16 protein-coding genes are annotated in these 17174 nt (G+C 70.5%); 14 read left to right on the top strand and 2 right to left on the bottom strand.

From position 1 onward, the window contains the following. Nucleotides 1–3 precede the first annotated feature (3 nt). The 11 genes from ABD329_RS05800 (at nucleotide 4) to ABD329_RS05750 (ending at nucleotide 11312) form a co-directional block, all read left to right on the top strand. On the top strand, nucleotides 4–702 hold the full coding sequence (locus tag ABD329_RS05800) for an AAA family ATPase (protein ID WP_198278394.1): 699 nt from the start codon (nucleotides 4–6) through the stop codon (nucleotides 700–702). A gap of 178 nt (nucleotides 703–880) precedes the next feature. Continuing rightward, a complete protein-coding gene (locus ABD329_RS05795) occupies nucleotides 881–1687 on the top strand; it encodes an enhanced serine sensitivity protein SseB (protein WP_214665088.1) in 807 nt (268 codons plus the stop codon). A gap of 111 nt (nucleotides 1688–1798) precedes the next feature. Next, on the top strand, nucleotides 1799–2596 hold the full coding sequence (locus ABD329_RS05790) for an enhanced serine sensitivity protein SseB C-terminal domain-containing protein (protein ID WP_198278393.1): 798 nt from the start codon (nucleotides 1799–1801) through the stop codon (nucleotides 2594–2596). Nucleotides 2597–3027: 431 nt separating this feature from the next. Beyond that, nucleotides 3028–4032: an ABC transporter permease gene (locus ABD329_RS05785; RefSeq protein ID WP_198278392.1), complete on the top strand. Its 1005-nt coding sequence runs from the start codon at nucleotides 3028–3030 to the stop codon at nucleotides 4030–4032. A gap of 131 nt (nucleotides 4033–4163) precedes the next feature. Next, nucleotides 4164–5924, top strand: a complete 1761-nt coding sequence (locus ABD329_RS05780; RefSeq protein WP_198278391.1) for an ABC transporter substrate-binding protein — start codon at nucleotides 4164–4166, stop codon at nucleotides 5922–5924. A 136-nt stretch (nucleotides 5925–6060) separates the two neighbouring features. Continuing rightward, entirely contained in the window at nucleotides 6061–7059 is a 999-nt protein-coding gene (locus ABD329_RS05775; RefSeq protein WP_198278390.1) for an ABC transporter permease, read from the top strand. Beyond that, nucleotides 7056–8198, top strand: a complete 1143-nt coding sequence (locus ABD329_RS05770; RefSeq protein WP_246618623.1) for an ABC transporter ATP-binding protein — start codon at nucleotides 7056–7058, stop codon at nucleotides 8196–8198. The genes ABD329_RS05775 and ABD329_RS05770 overlap by 4 nt, the downstream gene beginning before the upstream one ends. Nucleotides 8199–8218: 20 nt before the next feature. Next, nucleotides 8219–9295 (top strand): ABC transporter ATP-binding protein, encoded by a 1077-nt coding sequence (locus ABD329_RS05765; protein WP_198278397.1) that lies wholly within the window; start codon nucleotides 8219–8221, stop codon nucleotides 9293–9295. Between the two features lie 52 nt (nucleotides 9296–9347). Further along, the gene (locus ABD329_RS05760; RefSeq protein WP_198278389.1) at nucleotides 9348–10007 is read left to right on the top strand and encodes a trimeric intracellular cation channel family protein; all 660 of its coding nucleotides are present in this window, start codon (nucleotides 9348–9350) and stop codon (nucleotides 10005–10007) included. A gap of 61 nt (nucleotides 10008–10068) precedes the next feature. Continuing rightward, on the top strand, nucleotides 10069–10434 hold the full coding sequence (locus ABD329_RS05755; RefSeq protein ID WP_198278388.1) for an ArsR/SmtB family transcription factor: 366 nt from the start codon (nucleotides 10069–10071) through the stop codon (nucleotides 10432–10434). Further along, nucleotides 10431–11312: an SRPBCC family protein gene (locus tag ABD329_RS05750; RefSeq protein ID WP_198278387.1), complete on the top strand. Its 882-nt coding sequence runs from the start codon at nucleotides 10431–10433 to the stop codon at nucleotides 11310–11312. The genes ABD329_RS05755 and ABD329_RS05750 overlap by 4 nt, the downstream gene beginning before the upstream one ends. Before the next feature lie 203 nt (nucleotides 11313–11515). Here ABD329_RS05750 and ABD329_RS05745 read toward each other — a convergent pair whose 3' ends face one another. Further along, complete coding sequence (locus tag ABD329_RS05745; RefSeq protein WP_344316040.1) at nucleotides 11516–12382, bottom strand: alpha/beta fold hydrolase; 867 nt, start codon at nucleotides 12380–12382, stop codon at nucleotides 11516–11518. A 132-nt stretch (nucleotides 12383–12514) separates the two neighbouring features. On the opposite strand from ABD329_RS05745, the gene ABD329_RS05740 reads away from it, so the two are divergent. Then, entirely contained in the window at nucleotides 12515–13684 is a 1170-nt protein-coding gene (locus ABD329_RS05740) for a cysteine desulfurase family protein (RefSeq protein ID WP_198281312.1), read from the top strand. Nucleotides 13685–13890: 206 nt separating this feature from the next. Further along, the gene (locus tag ABD329_RS05735) at nucleotides 13891–15324 is read left to right on the top strand and encodes a hypothetical protein (RefSeq protein ID WP_246619065.1); all 1434 of its coding nucleotides are present in this window, start codon (nucleotides 13891–13893) and stop codon (nucleotides 15322–15324) included. A gap of 40 nt (nucleotides 15325–15364) precedes the next feature. On the opposite strand, the gene ABD329_RS05730 is transcribed toward ABD329_RS05735, so the two are convergent. After that, nucleotides 15365–16039 (bottom strand): N-acetylmuramoyl-L-alanine amidase, encoded by a 675-nt coding sequence (locus ABD329_RS05730; RefSeq protein WP_198281313.1) that lies wholly within the window; start codon nucleotides 16037–16039, stop codon nucleotides 15365–15367. Nucleotides 16040–16220: 181 nt separating this feature from the next. Here ABD329_RS05730 and ABD329_RS05725 point away from each other — a divergent pair, with 181 nt between their 5' ends. Further along, entirely contained in the window at nucleotides 16221–17132 is a 912-nt protein-coding gene (locus ABD329_RS05725; RefSeq protein ID WP_344316039.1) for a TIGR03619 family F420-dependent LLM class oxidoreductase, read from the top strand. Nucleotides 17133–17174: the final 42 nt, after the last annotated feature.

Raw genomic sequence — 17174 nt, 5'->3', positions numbered from 1 at the left:
ACGGTGCATGGGCAGGAAACGCACGCGACGACACAGAGGCTCCTGCCGGCGCGGCGTGGCCGCATCCCCTCCGGGTCGACGGCCCGCCCCGGTCGAAGAAGCGCGGTGCACGATCTGCGCGCCGGGGCGGAGGGTGGCGGCGCGGACCCGCGTGAGCTGCGCTTCCCGGCGGGGGACGTGCTGGTCGCCTCCGGGCTGCCGGGCAGCGGCAAGAGCACGCTGATCAACCGGACGGTGCCGCTTCTGGACGAGACGGGCGCGGTCGTCATCAGGGTCGACTCGCAGAACACCCGCGAGGCATGGGAGCGCCGGCTGCCCGGCTGGCTGCCGTACGCGGTCTACCGCCCGCTGGTCCGCTGCGCCCACTACGCGGGGCTGCGCCGGGCGCTGCGCTCGGGCGCGAGCGTCGTGGTGCACGACTGCGGCGCGCTGCCGTGGGTCCGCCGCTGGCTGGCCCGGGACGTGCGGCGCCGGGGCCGCAGCCTCCATATGGTGCTGCTGGACGTGGGCGCCACGGAGGCGCTGGAGGGCCAGGCCGTCCGTGGCCGCGGGGTCTCCGCCTACGCCTTCGGGCGGCATCTGCGCGCGATGCGGCGGCTGATCACCGGGATGGAGGAGGGGCGGCCGCCGCGGGGGTGCGCGTCGGCGGTGCTGCTGGACCGGCGAGGTGCGAGCGCGCTGCGCTGCATCTCCTTCGAGTGATCACGCCGCTCCCTCGTGGGTGGCCGGAAATCGACCATCGGCATCACACAGCGTGACGCGGGCGCGCCCGGGGGAGGTGGGGAAGTGCTGTGGAGATCGCCGTCGCCCCCTCCGGCCGCGGGCCACCCAGCGGTTAGGGTGCTTCGGGCAGGTCGGACGAGATGGCGGTTGGACGAAGATGAGCTTCCCGGAGCAGTACGGAGTGGCCCCGGCGCACGGAGGATTCCCGGACGGCGGGTACGCCGCGCATCCGGCGTTTCCCGGCAATGAGCTCGAAGAGGTGATGGCCGCCTCCGTCGACGTCCCCGGGGCCGGGGCGCGCATCGTCGAGACGCTCTCCCGCAGCCACCTCTGGATTCCGCTGCCCAACGGCGGGGGGCCGGGCAGCCCGAGCCTCGATCTGCCCACGATGGAGATCGACGGCGGCGCGTATGTCCCGGTGTTCAGCTCCGAGCAGCAGTTCCTCCAGCTCGTCGGCTCCCATATGTCCTTCACCATCGCCCCGGCCGTGGAGTTCGCCCGCGGGCTGCCGCCCCAGCTCGGCATCGCGGTGAACCCCGGTGGCGCGGTGGTCGTACCGCTGCCTCCGCCCGCCGTCCGGGAGTTGTGCCGCGCCGGGCGTACCGAGCTCGACGGCCCGGCCGCCGGTGGCCGGGTGCGGCTCTTCGAACCGGACTGGCAGGACGAGCCGGTGGACTTCCTGGCCGCCGCCGGGATCGAGTTCGCCAAGGGCGCCGGGGTGCGGACCGCCCGGCGCGCCCTGGCCAGCGTCGAGGGCGACGAGCCCGCGCTCTTCGTCGGTGTGCAACTCGACGAGCCCGGCCCCGAGGGGCAGGCGCGCGCGGTGGAGGCGCTGGGCCGCGCCCTCGGTTCGGTGCCGGTGCCGTGGAAGGTTCAGCTGGTGCTGCTGGACGTGGCGCAGGGCGACCCGGTGGCCGACTGGATGCTGGGACGGGTGCGGCCGTTCTACGACCGTGACCTCTGACTCACCCCTGGGTCCGCTGCCGCGGCCCGTAAGCTGGTTTGATGACCAGGAGGGGTGCGAGCACGCTCCCCGGTGAGGTGTGGGCAAGGCGATGAGAAGGGGCGGACCCAGGTGAGCGCGGGCGCGGATTGGGGGGCGGCGGCCGGCCAGGTTGAGCGAGCGTTGCAGCAGGTCGCTCCCGGCCGGTACGACGCCTACGAGGCGCTGCTGCACGCCATCGGCGAGGGCCAGGTCTGGATGCTGCTGTGGCACGGCGCGCCCGGCTCGCCCGACGCCCAGTACGGGAACATGGACGTGGACGGCCTCGGTTACGCCCCGTGTGTGACCTCGGCGCAGGAACTGGCCGCCAGTGGCTGGAACCGCGCGCACGAAGTGGTCGACGGCCGCCTCATCGCCGACTCGCTCTACCGCGACCGCTACGGCCTCTGGCTCAACCCCCACGCCCGCGGCGGCGGAGTGGGCATCCCATGGCCGGACTTGCGCCGGATCGCGGGCGGTCTGGACCGGCTGCCCGCCGGACCGCTGCGGCTGTCCGACCCCGCCATCGACATCCCCCAGTTCTACGCCCTGTTGGGGCAGAACGCGCATCGCACCGCCGCGGTGCGCTCGCTGCGGCGCGCCTGGGTGCAGCCCTCGCTGGGCGCCCCGTACCTGGCGATCGGCCTGGATCTGTACGACACCGGCGCCGCGTCGGTGCAGTCGGTGCGGGTGATGATGGAGCAGTCGATCACCGCCGTGCCGGACGGGCTGCCGGTCTCCACGGTCGCGCTCTCGGACGAGTACGACCCCGTCGCCATGTGGATGCGGGCCAACGCCCGGCCCTTCTTCGACCGTGACGCCTATGGCGCCGCGCCCGCCGCGCCGCCGTCGTACGGCTACGGCTATCCGCCGCCGCGTCCCGCGTACTGAGCCACCCCGGCCCGCGCGCTGGGCACCCCGGCCCGCGCGCTGGGCCACCGCGTCCCACGTGCTGGGCCACCGGGCCCCGCCGCGCACTGAGCCGCGCACCGATTGACGGGATTGCCCGCCCGGCCTTCCGCCCCTATCGGGCCGAACACCCCATTACGGGCGCGAGGTTACTGCTGCGTTCTCGTGTCGCGACCGTCCGTATAGCGGAGCGGTACTCCTCACATCACGGTTAGGCATCCATTGCCCGGGAGTACTGGCGGGTGATCACAAACGCGTTGAAGACTCCCGCTCCAAGGGGTGCGGTTCCTGCGTACGACCCCTTCCAGAAAGGTTCCGTACCAGAACGCGACTTTCACCCAGGTTGTGAACAAAGCCGCCACAGCGGCGAGTCGTGGGCCGGTCACCACCGGTCGAGAGGGGTCTCCACCACGATGACGGCACCATTGCACGGCACGAGCACGGACAGCGATCCGGTGGCGACTGCCGATGTAGCGGCGGATGTGGTCAAAGCGTCCGTCGAAGGCAGATCGCTGCGGCAGATCGCCTGGTCACGCCTGAAGCGGGACAAGCTCGCACTGGCGGGTGGCATCGTTGTCGTCTTCCTCGTACTGGTGGCGATCTTCGCTCCGCTCATCGTGAGCCTGCTCGGGCATCCGCCCAATGAGTTCCACCAGGAGGAGATCGACCCGCTGTTCGGCACCCCGAAGGGATCCCTGGGCGGTATCAGCTCGGACTTCCTCTTCGGCGTGGAGCCGTCCAACGGCCGCGACGTGTTCAGCCGGGTCATCTACGGCGCCCGGATCTCGCTGCTGGTGGCCTTCCTCGCGGCGGTGGTCGCGGTGGTCCTCGGCACCATTTTCGGCATCATCGCCGGGTACTTCGGCGGCTGGGTGGACTCGCTGATCAGCCGGGTGATGGACATGCTGCTGGCCTTCCCGCAGCTGCTCTTCATCATCTCCCTGGTCTCGGTGCTCCCCAACGACCTGCTGGGACTGACCGGCAGCGGGGTGCGGATCGCGATCCTGGTCTCGGTCATCGGCTTCTTCGGCTGGCCGTACGTCGGCCGCATCGTGCGCGGCCAGACGCTGTCGCTGCGCGAGAAGGAGTACATCGAGGCCGCGCGGAGCCTGGGCGCCGGCCGGCGCTACATCCTCTTCCGTGAGCTGCTGCCCAACCTGGTGGCGCCGATCACCGTCTACACGACGCTGATGATCCCCACCAACATCCTCACCGAGGCCGCGCTCAGCTTCCTCGGCGCGGGCGTGAAGCCGCCCACCGCCTCCTGGGGGCAGATGCTCTCCAAGGCGGTCGGCACCTACGAGGACGACCCGATGTTCATGATCATCCCGGGTCTGGCGATCTTCGTCACGGTATTGGCCTTCAACCTCTTCGGCGACGGCGTCCGCGACGCACTGGATCCGAAGGGCACCCGATGACGGCGCGGCACACGGCCGCCCGGTCGTACTCGAACGCAATCAGCGGCCCCTGCCACATCCGGCAGACGGCTCCCCAAGGTATTCCGCGGCGCCATGCTCAGGACCGCTCTAACCCGGAGGTTGCAGCAACTATGAAACGGCTCTCGAGAAGCAGGCGGATCGCCGGAGCGGCGGCTGTCGTCGGCGCTCTGCTGGCCACCGCCGCCTGCGGTGGTGGCGATTCCGACGACGAGGGCTCGGGTGCCGGGTTCAACGCCGCGGTGAAGGGTGTCGCGGCCAAGTCGGCCAAGAAGGGCGGCACCCTCAAGTTCATCAACAAGCAGGAGTTCGACTCCCTCGACCCGCAGCGCCAGTACTACGGGTTCGCCTGGGACTTCTCCCGCTTCTACGCGCGCCAACTGATCTCCTACACGCCGAAGCCGGGCAACGCCGCGAACGAGCTGACCCCGGACCTCGCCACCTCCACTGGCAAGATCACCAACGGCGGCAAGACCTACACCTACACCCTGCGCGACGGGATCACCTGGGAGGACGGCTCCCCGATCACGTCCAAGGACGTCAAGTACGGCATCGAGCGCATCTGGGCCAAGGACGTCGTCTCCGGCGGCCCCGGCTACCTGCGCCAGGTCCTGGACCCCAAGAGCGAGTACAAGGGCCCGTACAAGGACAAGTCCAAGGACAAGCTGGGTCTGAAGGCGATCGAGACGCCGAACGACAAGACCATCGTCTTCAACCTCGCCAAGCCCAACGGTGACTTCGAGCAGATGCTCGCGATGCCGACCGGCTCCCCGGTGAAGGCGGACAAGGACACCGGCGCCAAGTACACCAACCGGCCGTTCTCCTCGGGTCCGTACAAGGTCCAGTCGTACACCCCGGGCAAGAGCCTGTCGCTGGTCCGCAACACCAACTGGAAGAAGGCGTCCGACCCGATCCGCCCGGCGCTGCCGGACAAGGTCACGGTCACCTTCAACTCCAACCTCGAGGCGATCGACCGGCTGCTGATCAAGGGCGACTACGACGTCTTCCTCAGCGCCACGGGTATGACCCCCTCGGGCCGCAACGACGCCCTCAAGCAGCACAAGGGCAACGTCGACAACATCACCACCAGCTTCGTCCGATACGTCGACTTCACCACCAAGGTCAAGCCGCTCGACAACATCCACTGCCGCAAGGCGGTCATCTACGGCACCGACTACAAGTCGCTCCAGACCACCCGCGGTGGCCCGCAGGCCGGTGGTGACATCGCCACCAACATGCTCCCCAAGAGCGTCAAGGGCTCGGACGACTACGACCCGTACGGTGTCCTGAAGCGCGGTGGCAAGGCCGACGTGGCCAAGGCCAAGGACGAGCTCAAGCAGTGCGGCAAGCCGGGTGGCTTCTCCACCAGCATCGTGGCCCGCAACGACCAGCCCGCCGAGGTCGACGCCGCCGAGGCGCTCCAGGCGTCGCTGAAGAAGGTCGGCATCAGCCTCAACGTGGAGCCGATCCAGGGCTCCACCTCGGCCAGCATCACCGGCTCGCCGTCGGTGATGAAGAAGCGCGGCTACGGCCTGTCCATGACCGGCTGGGGCCCGGACTTCCCCACCGGCCAGGGCTTCTCCCAGCCGCTGATCGACGGCCGCTTCATCGAGCAGACCGGTAACTACAACGTCTCCGAGACCAACGACGCGGAGATCAACAAGTACTTCGACGACGCGCTCAAGGAGACCGACCCCAACAAGGCCGGGGCGATCTACCAGAAGATGAACCACAAGGTCAGCGACCTGGCCGTGCAGATGCCGTTCATCTACGAGAAGAACATCACCTGGCGCAGCTCGCGGCTGACGAACGCCTTCTCGTCGGCGGCCTACAACGGCCGCTACGACTACTCCCAGCTGGGCGTCGTCAAGTGACGGCCGGTCACCCGATCCGCCGCACACGTTAACCATCGCCGCACCCGATAGGCCCGAAGGGCAGGTGATGGCCGCGGGCGGTGGCCCGTGATACCCCTCGACCGGGGTATCGCGGGCCACCCCCGGGCCGCGCACAGTGCTTGCTTATCTCATCCGGCGCTTGTTCGCCGTCGTCGTGATGCTGTTGGTCGTCACCCTCACGACCTTCGCCATCTTCTTCGTGATCCCGAAGTGGGCCGGTGCCGATCCCGCGCTGCTGTTCGTCGGCAAGCAGGCCGACCCCGCGGCCATCGAGGGCATCCGGCAGAAGCTCAGCCTCGGTGATCCGGTCCTGGTGCAGTTCTGGCACTTCGTCCAGGGCCTCTTCGTCGGCCGGGACTACGCCAGCGGCACGGACGTCACCCACTGCCCGGCGCCCTGCTTCGGCTACTCCTTCCGCACCGAGCAGGCGGTGTGGCCGCAGCTCACCGACGCCATGCCGGTGACCCTCTCGCTCGCCGCGGGCGCCTGTCTGCTGTGGCTGGTCGGCGGCATCACCACCGGTGTCGTCTCCGCGCTGCGCCGGGGCACCCTGTGGGACCGCTCGGCGATGACGGTCGCGCTGGCCGGTGTCTCGCTGCCGATCTACTTCACCGGTCTGCTCTCGCTGGCGATCTTCAGCTACTCGCTGAAGTGGGTCAACGTGGACTACAAGGGACTCGGTGACGATCCGGCGATGTGGTTCGAGAGCCTGATCCTCCCGTGGATCACGCTCGCCTTCCTCTACGCGGCGATGTACGCCCGGCTCACCCGGGCCACCATGCTGGAGATCATGGGCGAGGACTACATCCGCACCGCCCGCGCCAAGGGTCTGCGGGAGCGGGTGGTCATCGGCCGGCACGCGATGCGCTCGACCTGGACCCCGGTCCTCACCCTGCTCGGCCTCGACCTGGGCGCGCTGCTGGGCGGCGCGGTCCTCACCGAGACCACCTACAACCTGCCCGGCCTCGGACGGCTCGCGGTGAACGCGATCACCGAGAAGGACCTGCCGGTCATCCTCGGCGTCACCCTGATCGCGGCCGTCTTCATCGTGCTCGCCAACCTCGTCGTGGACCTCCTGTACGCCGTCATCGACCCGCGAGTGAGGCTCGGATGACCGACCTGACCAAGTCCTCCGGACAGCCCGGGAACGGCGATCTGCCGGCCACCGGCACCGCCGCCGTGGGCGAGGTGGCGGCGGCGGGCTCGCCCGCCCCCACCGCCTTCCTCGAGGTGCGCGATCTGCACGTCCACTTCCCGACCGACGACGGTCTGGTGAAGTCCGTGGACGGGCTCAGCTTCCGGCTGGAGAAGGGCAAGACGCTCGGCATCGTCGGCGAGTCCGGCTCCGGCAAGTCCGTCACCTCGCTCGGCATCATGGGGCTGCACACCGCGGGCCAGTACGGCCGCCGCAAGGCGCGGATCTCCGGTGAGATCTGGCTCAACGGCCAGGAGCTGCTGGGCGCCGACCCCGACGAGGTGCGCAAGCTGCGCGGCCGCGAGATGTCGATGATCTTCCAGGATCCGCTGTCCGCGCTGCACCCGTACTACACCATCGGCCGCCAGATCATCGAGGCGTACCGGGTGCACCACGAGGTCACCAAGGAGGTGGCCCGCAAGCGCGCGATCGAGCTGCTGGACCGCGTCGGCATCCCGCAGCCCGACAAGCGGGTGGACAGCTATCCGCACGAGTTCTCCGGCGGGATGCGCCAGCGCGCCATGATCGCGATGGCGCTGGTCAACAACCCCGAGCTGCTGATCGCCGACGAGCCGACCACCGCCCTGGACGTCACCGTCCAGGCGCAGATCCTCGACCTCATCCGGGACCTCCAGAAGGAGTTCGGCTCCGCGGTCATCATCATCACCCATGACCTGGGCGTGGTCGCCGAGCTCGCCGACGATCTGCTGGTGATGTACGGCGGCCGCTGTGTCGAGCGCGGCCCGGCCGAGAAGGTCTTCTACGAGCCCCAGCATCCGTACACCTGGGGGCTGCTGGGCTCGATGCCCCGTATCGACCGCGACCAGACCGAGCGGCTCATCCCGGTCAAGGGCTCCCCGCCCAGCCTCATCAACGTGCCGTCCGGCTGCGCCTTCCACCCGCGCTGCCCGTACGCCGATGTGCCGAAGGACAACATCACCCGCACCGAGCGGCCGGAGCTCAGTGAGGCCGGGGGCGGCGGGCACTTCTCCGCGTGCCATATGACGCAGGAGGAGCGCACCCGCATCTGGACCGAAGAGATTGCGCCGAAGCTGTGACCGACACGAAGGATCCGAAGATGACGGTCCCGGAGAAGGCGACGACGTCGCCCGAGCCCCTGCTCAAGGTGTCGGGTCTGGTCAAGCACTTCCCCATCAAGAAGGGGCTGCTCCAGCGGCAGTCCGGTGCGGTCCAGGCGGTCGACGGGCTCGACTTCGACGTCCGGCCGGGGGAGACCCTGGGCGTGGTGGGCGAGTCGGGCTGCGGCAAGTCCACCATGGGGCGGCTGGTCACCCGGCTGCTCGAACCCACCTCGGGCAAGATCGAGTTCGAGGGCAAGGACATCACGCATCTGAACACCGCTCAGATGCGGCCGATGCGGCGCGACGTCCAGATGATCTTCCAGGACCCGTACTCCTCGCTGAACCCCCGGCACACCGTCGGCGCGATCGTCAGCGCGCCCTTCCGGCTCCAGGGCGTCACCCCCGAGGGTGGCGTCAAGGCGGAGGTCCAGCGGCTGCTGGCGCTGGTCGGGCTCAACCCCGAGCACTACAACCGCTATCCGCACGAGTTCTCCGGCGGTCAGCGGCAGCGCATCGGCATCGCCCGGGCGCTGGCGCTCAAGCCCAAGCTGGTCGTGGCCGACGAACCGGTCTCGGCGCTGGATGTGTCGATCCAGGCGCAGGTGGTCAACCTGCTGGACGACCTCCAGGACGAGCTGGGCCTGACGTACGTGATCATCGCGCACGACCTGTCGGTCATCCGCCATGTCTCGGACCGGATCGCGGTGATGTACCTGGGGAAGATCGTCGAGCTGGCGGACCGCAAGGACCTCTACGAGCGCCCCATGCACCCGTACACCAAGGCGCTGCTGTCCGCGGTGCCGGTGCCGGACCCCAGGCGGCGCGCCAAGCGGGAGCGGATCCTGCTCAAGGGCGATGTGCCCTCGCCGATCGCCCCGCCGTCCGGCTGCCGCTTCCACACCCGGTGCTGGAAGGCGACCGAGGTGTGCAAGCGGCAGGAGCCGCCGCTGGTGTCGCTGGCCACCGGCCACCAGGTGGCCTGCCACCACCCCGAGAACGCGGCTGACCAGGCACCGGAGGAGAAGCCCGGGCCTGCGTCGGCACAGAAGGTGACGAAGAAGACCGACAGCTGAGACGGGACGGGGTCCGGGCGGGACCGTGGGCCTTCGCGGATAACAATGTCGCGTGCCCATCGAACTGTTCACCCCGTCCGTCCAGCACGCCCTGGAAGTCGCCGGGATCTTCGTCTTCGCGATATCCGGCGCGCTGCTCGCCGTGCGGAAGAACTTCGATGTCTTCGGCATGGCGGTGCTCGCCGAGGTCACCGCGCTGGGCGGCGGTGTCTTCCGTGACCTGGTGATCGGCGCGGTGCCGCCCATCGCCTTCACCGACCTCGGCTACTTCCTCACCCCGCTCGTCGCCACCGCCCTCGTCTTCTTCCTCCACCCCGAGGTCGAGCGGATCACGGCGGCGGTGGGGGTCTTCGACGCGGCCGGGCTGGGGCTGTTCTGCGTCGAGGGCACGATGAAGGCGCATGACTTCGGGCTGGGCCTCACCTCGTCCGTCACCCTCGGCATGGCCACGGCGGTCGGCGGCGGTGTGCTGCGCGACCTGCTCGCCCATGAGGTGCCCTCACTGCTGCGCTGGGACCGGGACCTGTACGCCGTCCCGGCCATCGTCGGCTCCTCGACAGCGGCCCTGCTGCTCCATTTCGACGCCCTTACGGCGGCCACGAGTGCGCTCGCGGCCGCCGTCGCGTTCGCGGTGCGGCTGGCGGCGATGCGGTTCGGCTGGCGGGCGCCGAGGGCGTGGAACCGGCGCAGTACGGCGACGGAGGAGCCCTGAGCGGGCTCTTGCCGCAGTTCATTCCCTTGCGGCTATATAGCCGATGGGTTATGTTGAGGCCATGGCCATACCGTTCGATGTGCTCGCGGAGCCGAGCCGACGGCAGATCCTGGACCTCCTGCTGGAGCGGCCCCGCCTGGTCGGCGAGCTGACCGAGCACCTGGGGCTCACCCAGCCGGGCACCTCCAAGCATCTGCGGGTGCTGCGCGAGGCCGGTCTGGTGCGGGTCCGCCGGGACGCCCAGCGCCGCTGGTACGAGCTCTGCCCGGAGCCGCTCGCCGAGGTGGACGCCTGGCTGGCGCCGTACCGTCGGCTGTGGACCGACCGTCTCGACGCGCTCGAACGACACCTGGACACGATGCCGGAGCTCCCCGAGACGCCCGGCGAACCCGAGCCACCCGACGCATCCGACGGAGAAGCGCCATGAAAGACACCCTCGCCCAGTCCGACGGCGGCCGCTCGGCCCTGCGCCTCGAGCGCCGGCTCGCCCACCCCCCGGAGAAGGTCTGGCGGGCGCTCACCGAGCCCGGCCAGCTCGCCCACTGGTTCCCCTCCGAGGTCCAGGTCGAGCTCGAGGTCGGGGGCCGGATGGGCTTCGTCTTCCCCGGGCGCGAGGGCCCGGACATGGACGGCGTCGTCACCGAGCTCGACCCGCCCCATGTCTTCGCCTTCACCTGGGGCGAGGACGAGCTCCGCTGGGAGCTGCGCCCCGAGGGCGACGGCTCCGTGCTGATCCTCACCCACACCTTCGGCGACCGCTTCGGCGCGGCCAGCTTCGCCTCCGGCTGGCACGCCTGCATCACGGGTCTCGCGGCCCTGCTCGGCGGCGAGGAGGCGGCCCACGGCGATATGGCCGAGCTGCACGAACAGTACGTCGAGGCGTTCGGGCTCGCCGAGGGCACGGTGGAGACCACCGAGGACGGCGGCTGGCGGCTGCGCTTCGAGCGCCAGCTGGTCCGCCCCGCCGAGACGGCCTGGCGGGCGCTGGCCGGCCCGGCCGCCGAGACCGCCGCCGAACCGGCGGCCGGGGCGCCGGTCCCCCCGGGCTTCCGCACGGACGCGGTCCCGGCGGGCCCGATCACCGAGGCGCGCCCGCCCCGGGTGCTGGCGTACGAATGGGAGCGCGACGGCCGCCCGGCGGGTACGGTCCGCTGGGAGCTGACCCGGGGCACCGGCCACGGCGCCCGCCTCCTCCTCACCCAAACGGGCCCGTCGGACACCGACGCGGAACGCGCCGAGGCCCAAAAATCCTGGCGCCACCACATCGGCCTACTGGCCGCAGAACTCCTCCGGATGACCGCCTGACCCTCAAGCCCGTCCGGGGCTGACTTCCAGCCCGTCCAGGGCGCGAACTTCCAACCTGTCCAGGGCTGACTTCCAGCCCGTCCGGCGTTTGAGGACCGGGGTCCGGGGCGGAGCCCCGGCGGGGTCTGGGGCGGAGCCCCAGTTACGGGAAGGGGCGGGGTGGGGAACAACCGGCCACCGGCCCGCACCCCGCCGACGAAACCTCACCCAAGGAACCCACCGAGCACAGCCGTGAGCTCCGCAGGCGCATCCTCCTGCACCAGATGCCCCGCCCCCTCGATCAACCGAAACCCCGCCCCCGGAATCCGAGACGCAAGCTCCCGCCCCCGCTCCACCGGAATCCACGCATCGTCCGCACCCCAGCAGACCAGCACCGGCAGCGAGATCTCCCCGTACCGCCCCTCGATCTCATCCGTGAAGCGCCGATCGTTCTGCGCGATCTGCCGGTAGAACGCGGCCTGGTCCTCGGCATCGCCGCACCACCCGTCCACGATCCGCTCCAGCACCCGCGGATGCAGCCCTGAGGCACTCCCCGAGCGGACGTACTCGCGCACCAGACCCCGATGCACCTCGGGCGACAGCTGCCCGAAGACGTCGTGATGGGCGCCGATCAGGCGGTACGTGGGGGAGCCCCACGGGGATATCGCGAGAGCGTTGACCAGGGCCAGCCGGCGATACCTCGCACCGTGCAGCAGATGCGCGCGCAGGGCGACGCAGCCGCCGAAGTCATGCGCGACGACGGCCGGTTCCGTCCCCTCCCCGGTCAGCCCCCACTCCTCGAGCAGCTCACCGAAGACCTGGCCCTGGGCGGCCAGCGAGACGTCCTGGTCGGCCCGCTTCTCGGAGGCTCCATAGCCCGGCATGTCCCAAACGAACACCCGGTGCCGGTCGGCCAGCGCAGGGGCGACACCCCGCCACACGTACGACGAGAACGGCGTGCCGTGCAGCAGCACCACCGGCGGCGCGTCCGGCGCGCCGAACTCGGCCCAGCGGACCTCGCCGGAGGAGCTGGGGTAGGTGCGGTCCAGGTTCCATTCGGTCTTCTCGGTCTTCCACTCAGTGCCTGTCATGAGTAAAACCGTAGACACTCCTTACCGCTCCTGTCGAGGGGGCCTCGCGAACCCATGAGAAGGCCGCGCCCCCGCGTGCCCGGTACGCACCCGGTACGCGCCCCCGCAACGCCTCGTAGAATCGAGGCCACCATGGTTTACCTCGACCACGCCGCCACCACCCCGATGCTCCCGGAGGCGGTGCAGGCGATGACCGCCCAGCTCGCCGTCACGGGCAACGCCTCCTCGCTGCACGCCGCCGGCCGGCGTGCCCGCCGTACCGTCGAGGAGTCGCGCGAATCCCTGGCCGCCTCGCTGGGCGCCCGCCCGAGCGAGGTCGTCTTCACCGCCGGGGGGACCGAGGCCGACAATCTCGCGGTCAAGGGGCTCTACTGGTCCCGCAGGGACGCCGACCCGGCCCGCGTCCGGCTGCTCGCCAGCCCCGTGGAGCACCACGCCGTGCTCGACGCGGTCGACTGGCTCGCCGAGCACGAGGGCGCGCGGGTCGAATGGCTGCCGGTCGACTCCCTCGGCCGGGTCCACCCCGAGGCGCTGCGCGAGGCGATCGCCCGCGACCCCTCGGACGTCGCCCTCGCCACCGTCATGTGGGCCAACAACGAGATCGGCACCATCCAGCCGGTCCGTGAACTCGCCGCCACCGCCGCCGAATTCGGCGTTCCGCTGCATGCCGACGCGGTACAGGCGTTCGGCCAGGTCGAGGTCGACTTCGCCGCCTCGGGACTGGCCGCGATGACCGTGAGCGGCCACAAGATAGGCGGCCCCTACGGCATCGGCGCGCTGCTGCTCGGCCGTGAGCACACCCCCGTGCCCGTACTGCACGGCGGCGGCCAGGAGCGCCAGGTGCGCTCCGGGACGCTCGACACCCCGGCCATCGCCGCCTTCGCCGTGGCCGGTGCGCACGCCGCCGGGCACCGCGAGGAGTTCGCCCGCGAGATCGGCGCCCTGCGCGACGCGCTGATCACCGCCGTCCGTACGGCCGTGCCCGACGCGGTCCTCGGCGGCGACCCCGACCCGGCGGGCCGGCTCCCGGCCAATGTCCACTTCTCCTTTCCCGGCTGCGAGGGCGATTCGCTGCTTCTGCTGCTGGACGCGCAGGGCATCGAATGCTCGACGGGTTCGGCCTGCACGGCCGGTGTCGCGCAGCCCAGCCATGTGGTCCTGGCCACCGGCAGCGACCCCGAGCTGGCCCGGGGGACCCTGCGCTTCTCGTTCGGCCACACCTCGACCAAGGCCGATGTGGAGGCCGTCGCGGAGGCGATCGGCCCGGCGGTGGAACGCGCGCGCGGGGCGGGGCTCAGCTGACGGCCCCGCCGGTGGCCCCCGTCCGGACCGCCACATTATAACCACGGAATTCGAATTGTTCCGGCGGTCATTTCACATAACCTACGGAACATTACTCTCCGCTTGAAATGGCGGAGAGCCGTGGGAAAGGATTTACCCGTCAACGAGACCTGTCATGCGGGATAAGCGCACAGGTTTTCTTCACGGGGAAATTCAGGAGTTCATCGATGTCGCAGCCTTCGCTGCCGCCGCACCACCAGCCGTCGCACCAGCCCCCGCAGCCGCAGGGGGTGCGGCGGCCGCCGTCGCGGGGGCGGCGCTCCAAGCCCGCCCTGAAGCTGATCGCGGGCGGGGTCCTCGCGGCCGCCCTGGTGAGCGGCTGCGGGTCCGGGGATGACGACGGCGGCGAGAACGGGGGCTCGTCCAAGGGCGCCCAGGCGAAGACGCTGGGCAAGGTCGCCATGCCGAAGGTCGGCAAGGAGGCCAACACCATGGGCACCTGGGTGACGGACTCGACCTTTGTGAAGGGCGACGTCAACAAGCTCGTCGGCTACTCGCTCGACGGCGCCAAGTCCAAGTGGCGGATTCCGCTCGGCGGACAGCTCTGCTGGGCCTCGCCGCATATGACCAAGGACGGGCTGACCGCGATCGTGTTCCGGGACGGCGCCGGCGAGGACGCGTCCTGCACCAAGGTCGGACTTGTCGACCTGAAGAAGGGCAAGCTGGTCTGGCAGAAGGAGGGGTCGGACAGCGAGGGCAACGCCGGGGTGGAGTTCGACGAGGTCACCATCGGCGGTGGCACCGTGGCCGCGGGCGGCACCGACGGCGGGGGAGCCTGGTCGCTCGACGGCAAGCCGCTGTGGAAGCCCGCGTACCTCGCGGACTGCGACGACAACGGCTACGCGGGCGGCGATGACAAGCTCGTCGCGATCCGGGGCTGTGACAGCGAGGACTCCAGCACCGAGCGGCTGGAGGTCCAGACGGTCGACCCCAGGACCCGCGATGTGAAGTCGTCCTACAAGCTGGACGAGAAGGTGGAGTACGCGCATGTGATCTCCACCGCGCCGCTCGTCGTGGCCGTCGACACCGGCGACTCGGACGGCGGGTCGGGCGTCACGGACATCCTGACCATCGACGACAGCGGCAAGCAGGGCAAGCTGCTCAGCACGATCGACGTCCTGGCCAAGGGGTACCAGCCCGACTGCCGGGCCACGAACGTGGAGGGCTGCACCCAACTCGCTCTCGACAAGGCGAGCAGCACCCTCTACCTCTCCTCCGAGGTGGACGTGGACCACGGCGGCCCGGGGGAGCGGATCAGCGGCCTGGATCTGAAGACCGGCAAGGAGACCGGGAAGACGAAGATGGCCGAGAGTCGGTCGCTGATCCCCATCCAGACCGATGACGACGGCTCGCTGATCGCCTATCTGGGCTCCATGTACAGCGAGGCCGGCGGGGTCGTGCGCGTCGATCCCAAGTCCTTCGCGATGGACACGCTCCAGACCCACCCGGACGACATGAAGGACGTGGAGTCCGACATGGACACCTACGGGGACTGCGTCATGATCTACACCGGCAAGAAGCTCTACATCGGCGACAGCAAGGCCGAGAGGCCCACCGCCGACAGCAAGGCCCGTCCGCTCGCCGTCGTCTTCGGGGCCTGAGCCAGGTCCGCCTGAGCCGGGTCCGCCTGAGCCAGGTCGGTCACTTCGCCGTCCGTGCCACGCGCACCGCTCGCACCAGCGGTATATAGCGGTCCCAGTCCCAGTGGCGGCCGGGGTCGGTGTGATCGGTGCCCGGCACCTCCACGTGGCCGACGATGTGCTCACGGTCCCGGGGGATGTCGTACCGCTCGCAGATCGAGGCGGTGAGCCGCGCCGAGGCGCGGTACATCGCGTCCGTGAAGGAGCTCGGCTCGCTCACGAACCCCTCGTGCTCGATGCCGATGCTGCGCTCGTTGTACGAGCGGTTGCCCGCGTGGAACGCCACGTCCAGCTCCCGGACCATCTGTGCGATATGCCCGTCGCGGCGCACCACATAGTGCGCCGCGGCGCGGTGCCCGGGGTCCTTGAAGACCCGCACCGCGTCGTCGAAGCTGCCCTGGACCACATGGATCACCACCCGGTCGATGGCGTAGTCGTCCGGGCGGTCCGCCCACCGCCAGTTCGCGCCCGAGGCGGCGATCCACTCCACGCCCGGCTGATCGACCGCCCCCGCCTTGCGGGGCTTGTCGATGCCGGGCAGCCGCCACCACATCCGGGCCAGCTCGTCCCGCGCGGCATAGGCCGCGACACCCGCGCCGAGACCGGCCGCCGAGCCGCCGATCAGGAGGGTGCGCCTGCTGACGCGGCGTCCACCGCCGGTCGTGGTCTCGCTCACGGAACGCTCAACGCGCGGGGGAGGGCGTCGGGTTCCGGCCGCCGGGATCATGGCGGGAACCCTTCGTTCCGGGCGATGGCCCTCTGGCCGTCCCGGGTAGATGAACGTTGAACTGCTCTGAGTCGATTCCAGGCTTCCGTACCTTGGAATGTGTCCATCCGCTCGACGAGGAGCTGACGGTATGCGCATCGGATTCGCCCTTCCCCAGTTCGGCCCGCTCGCCCACCACCCCGAGGACATCGCGCGGTTCGCGCGCCAGGCCGAGGAGCTCGGCGCGGACAGCCTGTGGGTCGGGGACCGCCTGCTGGCCCCGGTCGACCCGATCGTCGGCTACGCGGGCACCGATGTGATCCCGTCCGAATTCCGTGCCGCGCTCGACCCCTTCGCCGTGCTGGCCACCGCCGCCGCGGCCACCGAGCGGGCCGAGCTCGGCACCGATGTCATCAACGCCCCCTGGTACCCGCCCGCGCTGCTCGCCCGCACCCTCACCACCATCGATCTGCTGAGCGCGGGCCGACTCCTGGTCGGGCTCGGCACCGGCTGGTCGCCCGAGGAGTACGAGGCGGTGGACGTCCCCATGGCCGAGCGCGGCCGGCGCCTGGACGAATGCCTCGACGCCCTGGACGCCTGGTGGACCCGGAACCCGGTGGAGTACCGCGGGGACCACTGGACCGTGCCCGCCTCCCACGTGGACCTCAAACCGGCCTCGCGCCCCCGCCCGCCCGTCTACCTCGCCGCCTTCGCGCCCGCGGCCATGCGCCGGGTGGCCCGGCGCGCCGACGGCTGGCTGCCCATCGCGGTCGTCCCCGCCGCGTCCGGAGCGCCCGACCCCGTCGCCGCCCTCGCCGAGCGGCTGCCCGGGGTGCGGGAAGCGGTCGAGCGGGAGGGCCGGGACCCGGCGGCGTTCGACGCGATCCTGCGGGTCAACCCGAGCGCCGACGCCTCCGTGGACGACATCGCGACGACCCTGGTCCGGGCCGAGCGGGAGGCGGGCATCCAGCACGCCTTCGTCGACCTGATCTACCTCGGCAAGGACGCCGACCAGGCCCTGGACCTCGTCCAGCGGGTGCTGGAGCGGGCGCGGGCGAGCTGAGCCGGGCGGTGGCCGGCCGCTCCATACCCATTTAGTCGTTGC

The sequence above is a fragment of the Streptomyces javensis genome (genome assembly GCF_039525925.1).
In the GTDB taxonomy this organism is placed as follows: domain Bacteria; phylum Actinomycetota; class Actinomycetes; order Streptomycetales; family Streptomycetaceae; genus Streptomyces; species Streptomyces asiaticus.
Note: the sequence above shows the minus strand (reverse complement) of the source record. Positions and strands in the feature narration are given on the sequence as shown.

Excerpts from the sequence above, each read along its gene's own strand:
- ABD329_RS05795 (WP_214665088.1), top strand. The coding sequence starts at position 881 with ATGAGCTTCCCGGAGCAGTACGGAGTGGCCCCGGCGCACGGAGGATTC.
- ABD329_RS05785 (WP_198278392.1), top strand. The coding sequence starts at position 3,028 with ATGACGGCACCATTGCACGGCACGAGCACGGACAGCGATCCGGTGGCG.
- ABD329_RS05780 (WP_198278391.1), top strand. The coding sequence starts at position 4,164 with ATGAAACGGCTCTCGAGAAGCAGGCGGATCGCCGGAGCGGCGGCTGTC.
- ABD329_RS05770 (WP_246618623.1), top strand. The coding sequence starts at position 7,056 with ATGACCGACCTGACCAAGTCCTCCGGACAGCCCGGGAACGGCGATCTG.
- ABD329_RS05765 (WP_198278397.1), top strand. The coding sequence starts at position 8,219 with ATGACGGTCCCGGAGAAGGCGACGACGTCGCCCGAGCCCCTGCTCAAG.
- ABD329_RS05755 (WP_198278388.1), top strand. The coding sequence starts at position 10,069 with ATGGCCATACCGTTCGATGTGCTCGCGGAGCCGAGCCGACGGCAGATC.
- ABD329_RS05750 (WP_198278387.1), top strand. The coding sequence starts at position 10,431 with ATGAAAGACACCCTCGCCCAGTCCGACGGCGGCCGCTCGGCCCTGCGC.
- ABD329_RS05745 (WP_344316040.1), bottom strand. The coding sequence starts at position 12,382 with ATGACAGGCACTGAGTGGAAGACCGAGAAGACCGAATGGAACCTGGAC.
- ABD329_RS05740 (WP_198281312.1), top strand. The coding sequence starts at position 12,515 with ATGGTTTACCTCGACCACGCCGCCACCACCCCGATGCTCCCGGAGGCG.
- ABD329_RS05735 (WP_246619065.1), top strand. The coding sequence starts at position 13,891 with ATGTCGCAGCCTTCGCTGCCGCCGCACCACCAGCCGTCGCACCAGCCC.
- ABD329_RS05725 (WP_344316039.1), top strand. The coding sequence starts at position 16,221 with ATGCGCATCGGATTCGCCCTTCCCCAGTTCGGCCCGCTCGCCCACCAC.